Below are 14,756 nucleotides of genomic sequence, written 5' to 3' on the forward strand. Positions count from 1 at the left end.
GAGTGTGCCAGCCCCGGGCGCAGGTCGATGGGGGCTGGTCAGCTCTGGATGGCGGTGAGTGCGGCCCGGCGGGCGGTGCCGCTGCCCTGGCAGGCCGGGCAGGTAACCGGGGCGGTGGTGCGGCTGCCGTCCGGGCGGCGGGTGCCGGTGGCGATGGCGACGCGGGGGAAGCCGTCGCAGTTCGGGCAGATGCGGCCATGGGCGTGGCGGTGCTGCGTCATGATGGTGGTCTCCTTCGCGGACTTCGGTTCGGGGAGGGTTGAGGTGCCCGGCGCGGCGGGATGCTTGGCGGCTTGCTGCCGTGCCGGGGACCGGTTTACGTTCAGCGGCGGCGTGCGGTGCGGTCGCCGGGCTTGGCGGCGTACATCTGGCGGTCGGCAGTCGAGAGCGCCTCGGTGAGCAGCAGCGTTGCCGGGTGCGAGGTGCCAACGGAGGCGCCGACGGTCAGCAGCTCGGTGCCGAACGGGACCGGGTGGTGGAGCTGGTCGTTCAGGTCGGGGAAGCGGTGTTCGGCGTCCAGGACGACGGCCGCGAACTCGTCTCCGCCGAGGCGGGCGGCGATGCCGTCGGTGCCGCACCAGGCGGTCAGGCGGCGGGCGGTGGCGGCGAGGACGGCGTCTCCGGCGGCGTGGCCGTGGGTGTCGTTGACGGCCTTGAAGTCGTCCAGGTCGATCAGCAGGACGGTGGTGCGCTCGGGGTGGCGGCGGATGAGGCGTTCGGCGCGGGTGGTGAAGCCGTCGCGGGTCAGGAGCCCGGTGAGCGGGTCGCGGCGAGCGGTGGCCAGGCGGCGGGCAAGAACGGTGCTGTGGGTGGTCCAGCCGAGCAACGGGACGCCGGCGGCGAGGAGCGGGGCGAGTTCCATGGCGGTCCTTCCGGAGCGGGTCGAGGTCTCCGGGGCGGCGGGATGGCTTGGCGGCTTGCTACCGCCCCGGGGACCGGTTCAGATGCCGAGGGAGAGCGCGCGGGCCGAGGCCCGGTCGAGCAGGCGGTGCACGTCGGCCTGTCGGGTGCCGGGAGCGTCGTTGAAGGCGTCCGGGGAGGCGACAGGCCGTCCGCTGGTGTGCAGGACTTCCATCACCTGGGTGCGGGCGCGACGGACGGTGTACGGGGTGCCGTAGCCGTTGAGCAGGACGGCGGCTTGGGCGCCGAGGAGGCAGACGCGGCCGGCGGAGTTCCACAGGGCGCCCTGCACCCAGCCGACTTCGGCGAGGTAGCGGGAGGTCAGCCGCAGGTGGTCCGCGACGCTGACGGCGACCGGTCGGGCGGGGCGGTGAGCGAGCCGGTCCAGCACGGACAGCCGCGACTGCGGAAAGCCCGCGTTCCACCGCTGGGCGGTGCTGCCGTAGTCGCAGATCAACGGCATGACCGCGCGGGCCTGGACGGGCAGCGTGGCGAGGTACGCCTCGATCTCCGCGACCAGGGCCGAGCCTTCGGGGGTGAGCGACAGCGAGTCCGGCAGCAGGAGGGTGGCGTTCACGGTCGCCCCCGTCACTTCTGCTGGGTGGTGTTGATGACGTCGACGCCGGAGCGGGTGGTGCCGTCGATGACCGGGGCGAGGAAGGTGTTCGCCAGGTAGAAGCCGAACAGGCCGATGACGACGGCGACCCAGATGCGGATGTTGAGGAAACGGACGACGGCCCAGGCACCGACGCCGAGGACGAACACGAGCGGAAGGGTGACGTTCATGGCAGGTCTCCTGTCAGCGGACGGTGCAGCGGTGGGTGCGGGCGGCGATCTCGGCGGCGGCGCGGCTGTCGTAGTCGGCGGAGAAGCCGCAGCGCGGGGCGGTGCAGGCGGCGGTGTGCTTCTCGCGGCCGCGGTTGTCGAAGTACGTGCCGACCTGGACGGGGCCGATGCGGATCACGTTGCGCAGGCGGATCGGGCGGGGCATGAGGTGTCCTCTCAGGTGAGCTGGGCGGCGATGGCGGTGGCGAAGTGCGGCGGGACGCCGAGCCGGACGCGCAGGGTCTCGGTGTCGATCGGCTCGCCGGTCCGGGCCCGGTGGTCGTCGGCGACCTTGCGGGCGTGGTCGACCAGCGCGGCCGGGACGGCGACGGCGGGCGTGGGTGCCGGGGCGGGAGCGGCCGGCAGTGCGGCGGGGGCCGGAGGCGCTTCGACGGCTTCGGGCTCGGGTTCGGCGTCCGGGAGATCGGCCAGCTGATCGGGCTCGTACACCGGCAACTCGACTTCTTTCGTGGCGAGTTCGGGCTCTGTCGCCGTGCTGTTTCCGTGGGCGAGCAGGGTGCCGCCGAAGAACGCGAGGGCGGGCCAACCGGCGACCAGGATGCGGAGCCAGGCCGGGACGTGGGCGAGGTCAAGCAGTCCGGCGGTGGCGACGTTCGCGCCGAGTGAGGCGGCGAGCGCGATCCCGAACCAGGTCCAGGCCGAACCCACCGGCTCCCCGACGGACTTGAGGTGGCGCATCCGCCGCCAGGCCGCGACCAACAGCAGGTCGACGGAGACGGGGTACGCCCACGCCTTCCAGTCGTGCTGGCCGGCGGCTTCGGCGACGTCGTGCAGGTGGGCGAAGGACAGCGCACCGGCGATGGCGGCTTGGATGAGTACAGCGTCCGGGCGCGGGAGACGCATCGTCCTTTCCTCCGTTCGCAGTTGGGCCCGGCTTCGGGCATGGCGGGGGTAGGGACCTGGCGCGGAGCGGTCGCGCCGACCGTGGGGTGCGGGCGGGTTACTCGGTGACCGGCGAGGCCGAGAAGCGCGGCGGGAAGGACGGCTTCGGCGGGACGACAGCCGCAGGCGGAACGTAGGGGCGGAACCGTTCCAACTGGTCGATCACGGGAGTCCGGTGGGCGTTCGTCCGGCAGACGGCAGCCGCTTCGGCGAGCGTCAGGTGCGGGGTGCGGATGCGGGACCAGCCGCCGGAGGAGTCACCGGCGACCGCGACGCCGGGCAGGTCCGGCGGGATCTGAGTGGCGGCGAAGACGGCGTCCGGCGAGACGTCGCCGAGCCCCATCTCGGCCGTGGCCTTGTCGTTGACGCGGTGCACGACCCGGCCGGTGAGCTGGGCCCTGAGCATGGTCGCTCCCTTGCCCAGCTCGGCCCCGAAGCGTTGGCCGCAGGCTTCGACGTACATGTGCGCGGCCCGTCCGAGCTGGGCGAGGCGGATCAGCTGGGTGACCATCCGGTCCCGTCGTTCCTCGTCCTTGCGGGTGGCGATCAGGAACAGCTCGGCCACCTCGTCCACCAGCAGGACGACCGGCACCGGCCGGAGCTCGGCCGGAAGCCCCCAGACGTCCGAGGTGATCTCCTCTGACGGGACCCCGGACGGGATGCTCTGGTACGAGCGGATCAGATCGTAGCGCTCCTCCATCAGCTCAACGAGCTTGTCCAGGAGGTCACTTGCCGTCATTGGGTCGGTCGCCAGCGCCGTCAGCCGGGAGGCGAACGGAGCCTGTTCGACGCCGCGCTTGCAGTCGATTCCGACCAACGCGAATTCGGTGCGGGCGAGCTGGGCGACCAGGTTCCGCAGGTACATCGACTTGCCGGACAGCGTGGCCCCGAGCGTCAGCGCGTGCGGCACCGCCCGGTAGTCGCGGACGAAGGCCGTACCGTCCTCACGCAGGGCCACGGGGACGACCAGCTCACCGGTCGGCGAGGTGCGCGGCATCCGCACCTTGCGGAGCACGTCGTACCCGGTCATCCGCAGTTCGACGACGCCGGGCTTGACCACCGCAACGTGGACGCTGTGGACACCCCAGGCGTGCCGCAGCCGCTCGGCTGAGGTCAGCAGGTCCGCCGGTTCCTGGCCGGGAGCCAGCCGGAGCCTGATTTTGAGGCCGGTGGTCGTCGGCCGGATGCGGCGAATCCGGGGCGGTACCGGCCGGATCTCCCGCCGGGTGGTCGCCCGGGTGATGGCGATCCGCAGCGGGGACGGGGCGACGGTCAGGCCGCAGGCGTCCATGGTGCTGCCGTACGTCACGGAGAAGCGTGCAGTGGCGATCGGGAGGCCGATGGCCGACCAGTACAGCGCCGGAGCCTTGACCCGGGCGTACGCGGCTCCGCCCCCGAGAGCGGCGAGCGGGACGCCCACCTCGGCGAGTGCCAGAACCCCCGACACGACGTCAGCCCTGGACCGGGACGAGCGAGGTGACGGCCGCCGCGCGGAACGAGATCCCGTGCCGCTTCTGCCCGTTGAACTCGTTCTCCCAGTCCCGCGCCTTGAGGCCGGTGAGGGCTACCGGCATCCCGACCGCCAGCGACTCCGAGAGGCCGGTCTCCGGCACCGAGACGGTGTAGAGGTTCGCCTCGCCCTCGTCGGCGATGGTCAGCCCGACGGTCATCATCTTCGCGCCGGTCTCCCGGTCGACGGCGATCTCGCCGGTCTGGCGGTTCACGACCTTCGGGGCGGGCGGGACGGCGACGAACACGAAGGCGGTGGAGGTGTCGACCTTGAACACAGCCATGGCTGCATCTCCTCTAGATAAGGTGATCTCCTGCACTCATGTACAGGAGTTACGAGTAGAAGAGTGCCCGACTCCTATACATAAGTAAACCCGCCGCGAGAAGAAACCCGCGACGGGTTGCGGAACTTGAGCCTCCGTCAGTCGGTGGCGGCGAACCGGTAGTCCAGAACGAACTGGTCAGCGGCCATGAGGGTGTCGCAGACCTCCACCACGCGGCCAGCGGTCGTGACTGCCTCCCGCACCAGATGGATCACCGCCGCACCCGGGCTCAGCGCCAGCGCGACCGCCTCAGCCTTGGTCGCCAGCCGGGCCCGGACGGTCTCGCCGTACTCGGCGAGCGTGAAGCCGTGGTCCTCCAGCCGCTGGTAGATCCCGCCGCCGCCCGGGTTCTCCGCGAACAGCTCCGGGATGTCCTTCGCCACGTCCCACGGCAGGTACGAGGTCGCCTCCTCGGTCGGTACGCCGTCCCGGAAGTACCGACGCCGCCGGGCGAGAACCTGGGTGCCCGCGGGGACCTGGAGCCGCTCGGCGATGTCGGTCGGCGCTTCGGTCGGCCCGATGAACAGCACCGTGACGGAGGGCTTGCTGCCGGACGCCTCGGTCTCGGCGATGTACGCCGCCTTGCCCACCTTGCGGTGGGCCCGCCGGAAGCGGTCCGACGACTTGCGCTGCACCGGGGGACGGGAGCGGACGAAGGAGCCCTTCCCGTGCCGGGTCTCGATGAGCTGTGCCGTCCGCAGCTCGGCGATAGCGTTGCGCACGGTGCCGGAGGCGACCCCGTAACGCTCCATCAGGTCGGCTTCACTCGGCACCGAGTCACCCGGCCGAAGGGTACCTGCCTTGATCTCTGCGGCCAGGTCATCGGCGATCTGCAAGTACTTCTTCGCCTTCGCCGACCCCGCCAGCTCACTACTCGCCATAGTCCTTCAGGGCTCCTATTCTCCTGTACATGAGTAACAGCGCCCCGAAGCCGCAGTCAACGCCCCTCCACTCCGTGTCCGTTGCCGGAGCCGTGGTGCGCGAAGACGGCCGGGTGCTGGCGATCCGCCGCGCAGACAACGGCACCTGGGAGCCCCCCGGTGGCGTCCTGGAGCTGACGGAGACCGTCGAAGACGGCGTGCGCCGCGAGATCTACGAGGAGACCGGCCTCAAGGTCAGCGTCGAACGGCTCACCGGCGTCTACAAGAACGTCACCCGCGGCGTGGTCGCCCTGGTCTTCCGATGCCACCTCGAAGGCGGGAACGAGCAGCTGTCCGACGAGTCCACCGCGATCGAGTGGCTGACGCCGGCCGAGGTCTCCGACCGCATGGCCGAGGTGTTCGCCGTCCGAGTCCTGGACGCGCTCAACGACGAGGTGGCCCCGAGCATCCGCACCCACGACGGCCGACAGTGGCTCACCGAGCACGCGGCAGCGAGCTGACCAGGCCCATCGGCACCGTTAAAACTTAACGGTGGTCACCCATCGGCATGCCTCCCTCCGGCGCCAAACTCCGTCGGGGTGAGTGAGGTGGGGGGATGGGGTGTTACGAGTTTCGCTACTTCATCAAGGCGCGCACAGCGCGCCAGCGCGCGGCCCTGGCCGCTCGCCTCCGCTCCTGTCTTCGCCCCGCGCCGGCGGCGGCCCAGCCGCGCACGCGGCAAGCCCGAGAGCGAGGGCAGAGGCCCCGAACCCCGCCGTGGCTGGGGGCGGGCGGCTCCACGGTTTTACCCACCTGTCAGGACCGGGCCCCGCGTCGAGCAAGAACGGGGGGCCACTCGGCCACATTGCGGTCAGGCCCAAAAGCCCTGACCGAGTCGCAACAGCTTACGGCCCCCCGATCATGCTCGACCCCAGACCAGACAGGACACCGGCCAAAACCGCTCCACCGCCCGCACGAGTGCGCATGCCCAGCTAGGGGGTTCGAGCCATCACCTTGGCGTTTGCCCTACGACACCGGTGAGAGTCCGCTAACGTGCGTCACACTCGGCGAAGGTTTGGGGAGGCCAGTACAGTGGAAACTGTACAGCGGGCGAGCTGTGTGGACTGTGATCGGATCAGCTATGAACAAGGGATAGTGCTGCTGATCGAGGCGGCACGAACACGGGAGGGGGCCGCCGAGGCTGACACGTTCATTGCCGATCTAGAGCAGAACTGGAAGAAAAGGGACAACCTGCGCCGACTGGCCGATATAGCCATACGCTTGGAGGAGTTCGCAGATACTGGCAAATTGAGAGTACCCATGCAGCTCAATTTCCTAACTGCAGAACTTCACGAAATAAAGGCTGGCGATGTGCGACTTCCATTCTTCTATTGTACGCATCGCACAAAAAAGACGGCACGGCTAACGCATGGTTTCATCAAGAAATCCCAAAAGACCCCAAGGAAAGAGATAAGCAAGGGGCTTTGGGTGATGAAGGAGGACGGCTTGTCATGAGGTCGCTATATGACCGGCTCGAAGCCAGCGAAGAAGGATCGCGGGCTCTAGCGGCCGCCAGGCTTCGCTATGAGGTGCTCGCTCAAATCCACGATGCACTTGCTGAAACCGGCGTGACCCAGGCAGAGCTGGCCCGAAGGCTGGACATCCGCAGATCGGCCGTGAATCAGACATTCAACGGTGATGGAAATGTGCGTGTTTCAACTCTAGCGGAGTACCTGCATGCGCTTGGCTGGGAACTGAAACTCGGGCGCGTCCAACGTGGCGCGATCCGCCAAGAGGCCGTCAGCGCTCGCCCTGTTGATCCCTGCGGAGCCGACGAGCCCAACGAGCCGCACCCTCCCGTTGCCATGACCCACCAGGAGTGGGGAGCCGCGCCAGAGGACTTCGCATGGTACGACTACGGCACCGAGGAGCATGACGACAAGTTCTATGTTTTGAGTGGCGGCGCAGCATGAATAAGCCCTCCATTCAAGGAAATTGGCTCGAAGAAAACGCGTCGCTTTGCGGAGTCTCAACTAGGCGATTCTCTGTGGACAGAAAAGGTCCCGGCAGGCCATCCGACATTGACATCGGGGTGCGGAAATCATACTCCGTCACCGAAGACCACATTCACTTCACATGGTCCTGTCGGATTAATGTCAAGGCCAAGGACGACAGAGACCTTGGATTCATTGAGGTGAAGCTCTACGCCGACTACAATATCGGCGACAATCACCCGGAGATTGAACCGTCGGATGCAATGAGATTTGGTGACAAATTTGCATCGCGCGACATGTATCCATACCTTCGCCAGAGCGTTGATTTCCTTGCATCTCAAGCAGGTTTCGAGAGAATCAGAATAGCTCCGCTAGATTTCTTCACAATGCGACAGGAAAGCGGATACGACGGGGAGCTAAGACTTTCAAATCGAAAGCCAATTTCAGCCGGGTCGTCCGAAACTCGTACGACCAAGAGTAAATCGCGCCGGTTGCCAGCCCCGCCATCCTCGACTTCAGGCGACACGTAAGCCACCAATTGAGGGACTAACTGCGTTACAACGGGCACGTACTTCGGCGGACAACCACAGACGTTCAGGCACTGTATACACAGGTCAGCCGCAGTCTGATGCCAGGCCGGATGGGTATCCAGGTTGCTTCGGGACGAAGAGGCCGTGGGTTCAAATCCCGCTACCCCGACTTCGTAGGAGTAGGCAAGGGCCCTGCCGGAGAGATCCGGCAGGGCCCTTCCTCGTTGTGCGGGTGGTGGGCCTGCAGGGTGGGTGTGGAGGCGTCACCCGAGGGGGGCTTCGGGGGCGTTGTGGTGGGCATGAACGTGTACGCGATGGCGCAGGTGTTTTCGGATGCGCAGGAGCAGACGAGCGTTCCTTCTGCCTGGACCGGGACCGGAGCGTGTGGCACGTCCAGTTGTTCGGGGTCGAGTGCATCGACGGGAACCAGACCCTCGGGGTGGCCGAGCGGCACGCGCCGGACCTGTCGCCCGAGCACCTGGCCCGGGCGGTGGTGGACGTGCGGATCGTCACCGGCGAGGCGCGGGAGCGGGCCCGGGCCGCGCACGACCGGGCGCACCTGTTCCAGAACCCGGCGACGCCGCAGGACCTGTTGGTGCGCAACCCCGTGATGCGCGGGTTGGCGGACGGGTTCGCCCGCCGGGGCGTCCTCTTCCGGTTGCGGCGGGGGGCGGTGTGGAGCGGGCCGGTCCGGGAGTCCTACTCGGTGGGGGAGGCCACCACCGCGCTGGCGCTGCTCGTCCGGGAGGCCGGGCCGGAGCTGGGGTTCCTCGCGTTGGACCGGACGGGCCGGAACGAGGTGTGGCGGGACCAGTCGAGCCGTGAGTTCAGGTCGCTGTTCGACGAGCGGACCCGGGTCGACGGGGTCCGGACCGCGATCGCGGTCCGGCGGGCGGTGCTGGACGAGGTGGAGGCGATGAGCCGGGTCCGGTCGAAGGCCCACTGGCACCTGCTGGCCGACGCTCCCGACCTGGTGGTGTGGGCGGTCGGCCGTGAGCTGCCGGTCGAACTGCTGCACCGGGAGGAGCCGGAGGTCCACGCGGCGAGGTGGGAGGGGATCATCCGCCACGACGTGCCGCTGCTGACCCGGCGGAAGGCCGACCGGCTGGTCGCCGGCTACGAGCGGCTCCGGCCGCGGAAGGTGCACGACTCGAAGGAGGTCGGGCGGCTGGAGTGGTGGAACAGGATCCTGCGGGCGGCCGGCGAACTCTAGCGATCCGCACCCGGTCCCGACGGCCCGTCAGGGCGGGCCGTTGGGCCGTTCCGGTGAGGGGGGAGGGGGTGGTGACGGGTTATCGGATGCGGGGCGGGGGCGGGGGACCGAGGGTGGGGGGGCGGGCTCCGGTGGGCGGGGTCGGCGGGAGGAGGCGGTGGATGAGCGCGGCGGATGTGCCGAGTCCGGAGGGGGCGGCGGCGGTTGCGGGGAGGCGGGTGAAGGCGGTGGCGGCGCCCAGGATGACCTGGGTGACGTTGGCGCTGATGACGACCAGTTCGGTGGCGAGCCTGCGGTCGTCGCCGACGATGGCGGTGTACGGGCTGGCGTGCGTGTTCCTGTACGTGGTGCCGGCGATCGTGTTCCTGCTGCCGACGGCGCTGGTCTCGGCGGAGCTGGCGTCGGGCTGGGAGGGCGGGGTCTACAACTGGGTGGCCCAGGGGCTGTCGAAGCCGTTGGGGTTCCTGGCGGTGTGGTGCCAGTTCGCGATGACGATCTTCTACTACCCGAGCCTGCTGGCGTACGTGGCCAGCACGATCGCGTACGTGGTGGACCCGAGCCTGGCCAGCAACGGGCTGTACACCGCGATCGTGATCATGGTGCTGTACTGGACCGGCGTGTGGGTGTCCTCGCGCGGGACGGACGCGGTGGCGGGCCTGGCGTCCTGGGGGCTGATCATCGGGACGCTGATCCCGGGCGCGCTGCTGGTGGTGCTGGGCTTCGTGTTCCTGGGGCAGGGCAACGGCTCGGCGGCGCCGATGTCGGCGGACCACCTGCTGCCGGCCTGGACGGGCCTGGCGAGCCTGGTGCTGATCGTCAACAACTTCCTGAGCTACTCGGGCATGGAGATGAACGCGGTGCACGTCTCCTCGCTGAAGAACCCGGGCAGGGAGTTCCCGCGCTCGATGTTCCTGGCGGTCGGCCTGGTGCTGCTGATCTTCATCCTGCCCGCGCTGGCGATCAGCTGGGTGGTGCCGGCCGACCAGCTGTCGCTGACGGCGGGCGTGATGCAGGCGTTCGACGCGTTCTTCCAGTACTTCCACATCGGCTGGCTGACGCCGCTGATCGCGGTCGGCCTGGTCGCGGCCTCGCTGGGCGGCATGCTGACCTGGCTGGCCGGCCCGTCGAAGGGCCTGCTGATGATCTCCCGGCAGGAGGGCTACCTGCCGCCCTCGCTGCAGAAGCTGAACAGCCACGGGGTGCAGCAGAACATCCTGGTCGCGCAGGGCGTGGTGACCACGGCCATCGCGCTGATGTACGCGCTGATCCCGAACGTCTCCAGCGTGTACTGGATCTTCTCGGTGATCACCACGCAGGTGTACCTGATCGTCTACCTGCTGATGTTCCTCGCGGCGATGCGGCTGCGCCGGCTCCAGCCGGACCACCCGCGCGGCTACCGCGCCCCGGCGCTGGGGGTGCTGTGCGTGGTGGGCCTGCTGGCCTCGGCGGCGGCGATGGTGATCGGGTTCGTGCCGTCCTCGCAGTTCGGCGGCGGCAGTGTCTGGGCGTACATCGGGATCGTCGGCGGCGGTCTGCTGCTGCTGGGCGTGATCGTCCCGTTCGGCTTCCTGAAGGCCAGCAAGCCCGAGTGGCGCGACCCGGCGGCGGCCGCGGCCATCGAGGAGGAGGCGGCGTGAGCGGGCCGAACGGACGGAGCGGACGGAGCGGACGGAGCGAGGTGGGCGGATGAGCACCCGGATGGCTTCCGAGCACAGGTGGATCTACGTCGGCGCGATCGTGGTGCTGGTCGCGATGGTGGTGATCGGCCTGGTCACGTTCACCCAGCAGCACGCCACCAACGAGTCGTACCGGAAGGCGGACGAGCTGATCACGAAGCTCCAGGAGAACGGCTACCCGACGCCGGACCGCGGCCAGGTCGCCCGCACCCTGGGGACCGACGGCGGCGCGGTGTGCCAGGACCCGGCGAGTTCGCTGAAGACCGGCCTCAAGCGGTTGCAGATGTCGAACGGGGCCGACGGGCCCGGGCAGCGGCCGGTCATCGTCGCCGCCCGGACGGTGCAGGCGGAGGCGCTGGTGCTGAGCGTCTACTGCCCGGACCAGTTGGACGGCTACCAGGAGAAGATCAAGGACATCAAGACCGATGACACGGTCCGGAACTGAGGGGGAGCAGATGAGCACCGACACCGAACTCGCCGCCCGGATCGCGGCGTTGATGCCGCGGGCGAAGCGGGACCTGGCCGAGCTGGTCGCCATCCCCTCAGTCGCCGACCCGCGGCAGCAGCCGCCGGAGAAGTGCCGGGAGGCCGCCGAGTGGGTGGCCGCCGCGTTCACCGAGGCCGGCCTGCGGGACGTCCGGCTGGCGGAGACCCCGGACGGCAGCCACGCCGTCCTCGGGCACCGCCCGCCGCCGCCCGGCGCGCCGACCGTGCTGCTGTACTGCCACTACGACGTGCAGCCGCCGCTGGACGACTCCGCCTGGACCACGCCCCCGTTCGAGCTGACCGAGCGGGACGGGCGCTGGTACGGGCGCGGCACCGCGGACTGCAAGGGCAACATCGTCATGCACCTCACCGCGCTGCGGGCGCTCGGCGACGACCTGCCGGTCGGGATCAAGCTGGTCGCGGAGGGCTCGGAGGAGCAGGGCACCGGCGGCCTGGAGGCGTACGTCCCGCAGCACCCGGAGGACCTGCACGCGGACGTGCTGCTGGTGTGCGACACCGGCAACGCGGCGGTCGGGGTGCCGACCGCGACCACCTCGCTGCGCGGCCTGGCGAACGTCGTGGTGACGGTGCGGACGCTGGCGTCGGACATGCACTCCGGGATGTTCGGCGGCCCCGCCCCGGACGCGCTGGCCGCGCTGGTCCGGATCCTCGACTCGCTGCGCGACGCCGAGGGCGGCACCCGGATCGACGGGCTGGAGAACGGCGGGACCTGGGAGGGCGTCGGCTACGACGAGCAGCAGTTCCGCGCGGACGCGGGCGTGCTGGAGGGCGTCGGCCTGACCGGCTCCGGAACGGTCGCGGACCGGCTGTGGGCCCGCCCGGCGGTGACGGTGCTGGGCATCGACTGCGCGCCGGTGGTCGGCTCGGCGGCGGCGATCCCCGGCACCGCCCGGGCCCGGGTCAGCCTGCGGGTGCCGCCCGGCATGGACCCGGGCGCCGCGCAGGACGCGCTGACCGCCCACCTGGTGGCGGCGGCGCCGTGGGGCGCGCGGGTCACGGTGGAGCCGGAGTCGAAGGGCTCGCCGTTCAAGGCCGCCACCGACGGCGCGGCGTACGGGGCGCTCGACCGGGCCGCCCGGGAGGTCTACGGGAAGCCGCTGTCCTTCCTCGGGCAGGGCGGGTCGATCCCGCTGTGCAACGTGCTGGCGGCGCAGTACCCGGAGTCGGAGCTCATCCTGATGGGCGTGGAGGAGCCGCGCTGCCTGATCCACGCGCCGAACGAGAGCGTGGACCCGTCCGAGATCGAGCACATGGCCCGGGTGGAGGCGCTGTTCCTGCGCCACTACGCGGCCGCCGCCCACCGCTGACCGCCCGCCACCGACCGCCCGCCCGCCCGCCCGCCCGCCACTGACCGTCCACCGCTGACCGCCCGCCGCTGATCGAGAGGGAGCACATGCCCGAGCCGTTCACCACCGCCGACTTCCAGGCCCGGATGGCCCGCGCCGCCACCGCCGCCGCGGACGCCGGGCTGGCCGGACTGGTCGTCACCCCCGGCCCCGACCTGGCCTACCTGACCGGCTACCGGCCCACCGCGACGACCGAGCGGCTGACCGCCCTGGTGATCGCGGCCGGGGCCGAACCGGTGCTACTGGTACCGAAGTTGGAGCGCCCGGACGCCGAGGCGGCGCCGGGCGCGGAGGCCGTCCGGATGGCCGACTGGACGGACGGCTCCGACCCGTACGCGGCGCTCGCGCCGAACCTGGACGGCCGCGGCCGGTACGGGATCTCCGACAACGCCTGGGCGATGCACCTGCTCGGACTGCAGCAGGCGCTGCCGGGCAGCTCGTACGCGGCGCTGACCGACGTGCTGCCGATGCTGCGGGCGGTGAAGGACCACGACGAGCTGGAGCGGCTGGCCGCGGCCGGGGCGGCGGCCGACCTGGCGTACGGGGAGATCCTCGGGGCGGACTTCGCCGGGCGGACCGAGAACCAGGTGGCCGCCGACCTGGCCGCGCTGCTGGTCAAGCACGGACACAGCCAGGTCGACTTCACCGTGGTCGGCTCCGGTCCGAACGGGGCGAACCCGCACCACGAGGCCGGGGAGCGGGTGATCCGGCGCGGCGACACCGTGGTGCTGGACTTCGGCGGGCTGAAGGACGGCTACGGCTCCGACACCACCCGCACCGTCTTCGTCGGCACCGAGCCGCCCGCGGAGGTGCTCGCCGTCCACGACCTGGTGCGGCGCGCCCAGCAGGCGGCGTTCGACGCCGTCGCGCCCGGGATGACCTGCCAGGACATCGACCGGGTGGCCCGCAAGGTGATCACCGACGGCGGGTACGGCGAGCACTTCATCCACCGGGTCGGCCACGGCATCGGGCTCACCACCCACGAGCCGCCGTACCTGGTCGAGGGCGAGACCCAGCCGCTGGTGCCCGGGATGTGCTTCTCGATCGAGCCGGGGGTCTACCTGCCGGGGAAGTTCGGCGTCCGGATCGAGGACATCGTGACCGTCACCGAGGACGGCGGGCTGCGGTTCAACGGCACGCCGCACGAACTGGCCTTCGTGAACTGAGGGGTGGGAGGGGACGGGCCGCCGGAGCGCCTCCGGCGGCCCGTCGTCACGCCGGGAGGTGGAAGGCGCGGCGCAGCGCGGAGAGCAGGGCGCGCAGGGCCGGGGGCGGGGACGGGCGGTTGACCAGGGCGAGCAGCGCCGGGGTGGTCAGGCCGCGGACCGGGACGGGGACCAGGGCCGGGAAGGCCGCGGCCATCGAGCGGCTGAGCACGGCCACGCCCAGGCCCCGGACGGCCAGGTCGGCGATCGCGGTGGCGGCGCCGGCCTCCAGGGCGATTCGGGGGGTCAGGCCGCGGGCGGCACAGTCCCGGTCCAGGACGGCGCGCAGGCCGGTGCCCCGGGGCATGCAGACCAGCGGGTGGGCGAGCAGCTCGGCGAGGGTGGGACCGTCCCCGTCCCCGTCCAGCAGGGGGTGGCCGGGCGGGACGGCGGCGACCAGGGGTTCGCTGACCACCACGTGCGCGTCCAGGCCGTCGGGCGCGGGCGCGGGGCGGCCGATCAGGGCGAGGTCGAGGGCACCGGAGCGGACGGCCTCGGTGAGGTGCTCGGAGTCGTCCTCCAGCAGGGCGAGTTCGACGCCGGGGTGGGCCCGGTGGAAGGCGGCCAGGCCGTCGAAGAGCGGGGTGAGGGTGCAGCCCGCGACCATGCCCAGGCGCAGGCTGCCGCGGACCAGGTCGGTGACCTCGCCGACCGCCTGCCCCACCGCGCGGGCCGCGGCCAGCGCCTGCCGGGCGTGCTCCAGCGCCGCCTTGCCCGCCACCGTGAGCGTCACCACCCGGGCCGAGCGGTCGAACAGCTCGGCGCCCAACTCCCGTTCCAGCTGCCGGATCTGGGCACTCACCCCGGACTGGCTGATGTGCACCCGCTCGGCGGCCCGGGTGAAGTTGCGCTCCTCGGCGACCGCGACGAAGTACTCCAGCTGCCTCAGCTCCATGCGTACTGATTCTAGGCGTACTGGTTCTAGTAATGAGCAGAACCAGCTGTTGGACTTCCGGTACGGGCGG

The 14,756-nt window shown here is 70.5% G+C and carries 18 protein-coding genes; 8 read left to right on the forward strand and 10 right to left on the reverse strand.

Annotation, left to right across the window (positions count from 1 at the left end):
• Positions 1-38: 38 nt before the first annotated feature.
• The 9 genes from ACIQVD_RS15915 to ACIQVD_RS15955 all read right to left on the reverse strand — a co-directional run bounded on the left by ACIQVD_RS15915 (position 39) and on the right by ACIQVD_RS15955 (position 5,341).
• Complete coding sequence (locus ACIQVD_RS15915; RefSeq protein ID WP_402289551.1) at positions 39-221, reverse strand: hypothetical protein; 183 nt, start codon at positions 219-221, stop codon at positions 39-41.
• Between the two features lie 101 nt (positions 222-322).
• Positions 323-862, reverse strand: a complete 540-nt coding sequence (locus ACIQVD_RS15920) for a GGDEF domain-containing protein (protein WP_402289554.1) — start codon at positions 860-862, stop codon at positions 323-325.
• Positions 863-940: 78 nt separating this feature from the next.
• Positions 941-1,477 (reverse strand): hypothetical protein, encoded by a 537-nt coding sequence (locus tag ACIQVD_RS15925; RefSeq protein WP_402289556.1) that lies wholly within the window; start codon positions 1,475-1,477, stop codon positions 941-943.
• Between the two features lie 11 nt (positions 1,478-1,488).
• Positions 1,489-1,686, reverse strand: a complete 198-nt coding sequence (locus ACIQVD_RS15930) for a hypothetical protein (protein ID WP_030919755.1) — start codon at positions 1,684-1,686, stop codon at positions 1,489-1,491.
• Positions 1,687-1,699: 13 nt separating this feature from the next.
• Positions 1,700-1,891: a mobile element transfer protein gene (locus tag ACIQVD_RS15935; protein WP_376053250.1), complete on the reverse strand. Its 192-nt coding sequence runs from the start codon at positions 1,889-1,891 to the stop codon at positions 1,700-1,702.
• Positions 1,892-1,902: 11 nt separating this feature from the next.
• The gene (locus ACIQVD_RS15940; RefSeq protein WP_402289560.1) at positions 1,903-2,589 is read right to left on the reverse strand and encodes a DUF2637 domain-containing protein; all 687 of its coding nucleotides are present in this window, start codon (positions 2,587-2,589) and stop codon (positions 1,903-1,905) included.
• A 97-nt stretch (positions 2,590-2,686) separates the two neighbouring features.
• Positions 2,687-4,075, reverse strand: a complete 1,389-nt coding sequence (locus tag ACIQVD_RS15945; RefSeq protein WP_402289563.1) for an FtsK/SpoIIIE domain-containing protein — start codon at positions 4,073-4,075, stop codon at positions 2,687-2,689.
• A gap of 4 nt (positions 4,076-4,079) precedes the next feature.
• The gene (locus ACIQVD_RS15950; RefSeq protein WP_030919767.1) at positions 4,080-4,421 is read right to left on the reverse strand and encodes a hypothetical protein; all 342 of its coding nucleotides are present in this window, start codon (positions 4,419-4,421) and stop codon (positions 4,080-4,082) included.
• Positions 4,422-4,558: 137 nt separating this feature from the next.
• The gene (locus ACIQVD_RS15955) at positions 4,559-5,341 is read right to left on the reverse strand and encodes a GntR family transcriptional regulator (RefSeq protein WP_402289566.1); all 783 of its coding nucleotides are present in this window, start codon (positions 5,339-5,341) and stop codon (positions 4,559-4,561) included.
• A 17-nt stretch (positions 5,342-5,358) separates the two neighbouring features.
• Here ACIQVD_RS15955 and ACIQVD_RS15960 point away from each other — a divergent pair, with 17 nt between their 5' ends.
• From ACIQVD_RS15960 to ACIQVD_RS15995, 8 genes are all read left to right on the forward strand, one after another.
• Positions 5,359-5,841, forward strand: a complete 483-nt coding sequence (locus ACIQVD_RS15960; RefSeq protein ID WP_402290067.1) for an NUDIX hydrolase — start codon at positions 5,359-5,361, stop codon at positions 5,839-5,841.
• 634 nt (positions 5,842-6,475) lie between these two features.
• A complete protein-coding gene (locus ACIQVD_RS15965; protein WP_402289569.1) occupies positions 6,476-6,835 on the forward strand; it encodes a type II toxin-antitoxin system RelE/ParE family toxin in 360 nt (119 codons plus the stop codon).
• Positions 6,832-7,293: a helix-turn-helix domain-containing protein gene (locus tag ACIQVD_RS15970; RefSeq protein WP_402289571.1), complete on the forward strand. Its 462-nt coding sequence runs from the start codon at positions 6,832-6,834 to the stop codon at positions 7,291-7,293. The genes ACIQVD_RS15965 and ACIQVD_RS15970 overlap by 4 nt, the downstream gene beginning before the upstream one ends.
• Before the next feature lie 933 nt (positions 7,294-8,226).
• Positions 8,227-9,057: a hypothetical protein gene (locus tag ACIQVD_RS15975; RefSeq protein WP_400683624.1), complete on the forward strand. Its 831-nt coding sequence runs from the start codon at positions 8,227-8,229 to the stop codon at positions 9,055-9,057.
• A gap of 161 nt (positions 9,058-9,218) precedes the next feature.
• Positions 9,219-10,694, forward strand: a complete 1,476-nt coding sequence (locus ACIQVD_RS15980; RefSeq protein WP_282206198.1) for an APC family permease — start codon at positions 9,219-9,221, stop codon at positions 10,692-10,694.
• Positions 10,695-10,743: 49 nt separating this feature from the next.
• Complete coding sequence (locus tag ACIQVD_RS15985; RefSeq protein ID WP_400683622.1) at positions 10,744-11,178, forward strand: hypothetical protein; 435 nt, start codon at positions 10,744-10,746, stop codon at positions 11,176-11,178.
• Between the two features lie 10 nt (positions 11,179-11,188).
• Positions 11,189-12,547 (forward strand): dipeptidase, encoded by a 1,359-nt coding sequence (locus ACIQVD_RS15990; RefSeq protein ID WP_400683620.1) that lies wholly within the window; start codon positions 11,189-11,191, stop codon positions 12,545-12,547.
• Positions 12,548-12,633: 86 nt separating this feature from the next.
• Positions 12,634-13,752, forward strand: a complete 1,119-nt coding sequence (locus tag ACIQVD_RS15995; RefSeq protein WP_402289574.1) for an aminopeptidase P family protein — start codon at positions 12,634-12,636, stop codon at positions 13,750-13,752.
• A gap of 46 nt (positions 13,753-13,798) precedes the next feature.
• Here ACIQVD_RS15995 and ACIQVD_RS16000 read toward each other — a convergent pair whose 3' ends face one another.
• Entirely contained in the window at positions 13,799-14,686 is an 888-nt protein-coding gene (locus ACIQVD_RS16000) for a LysR family transcriptional regulator (RefSeq protein WP_400683616.1), read from the reverse strand.
• Between the last annotated feature and the right edge of the window lie 70 nt (positions 14,687-14,756).

The organism is Kitasatospora sp. NPDC090308 (assembly GCF_044769485.1).
GTDB lineage: Bacteria > Actinomycetota > Actinomycetes > Streptomycetales > Streptomycetaceae > Kitasatospora > Kitasatospora fiedleri.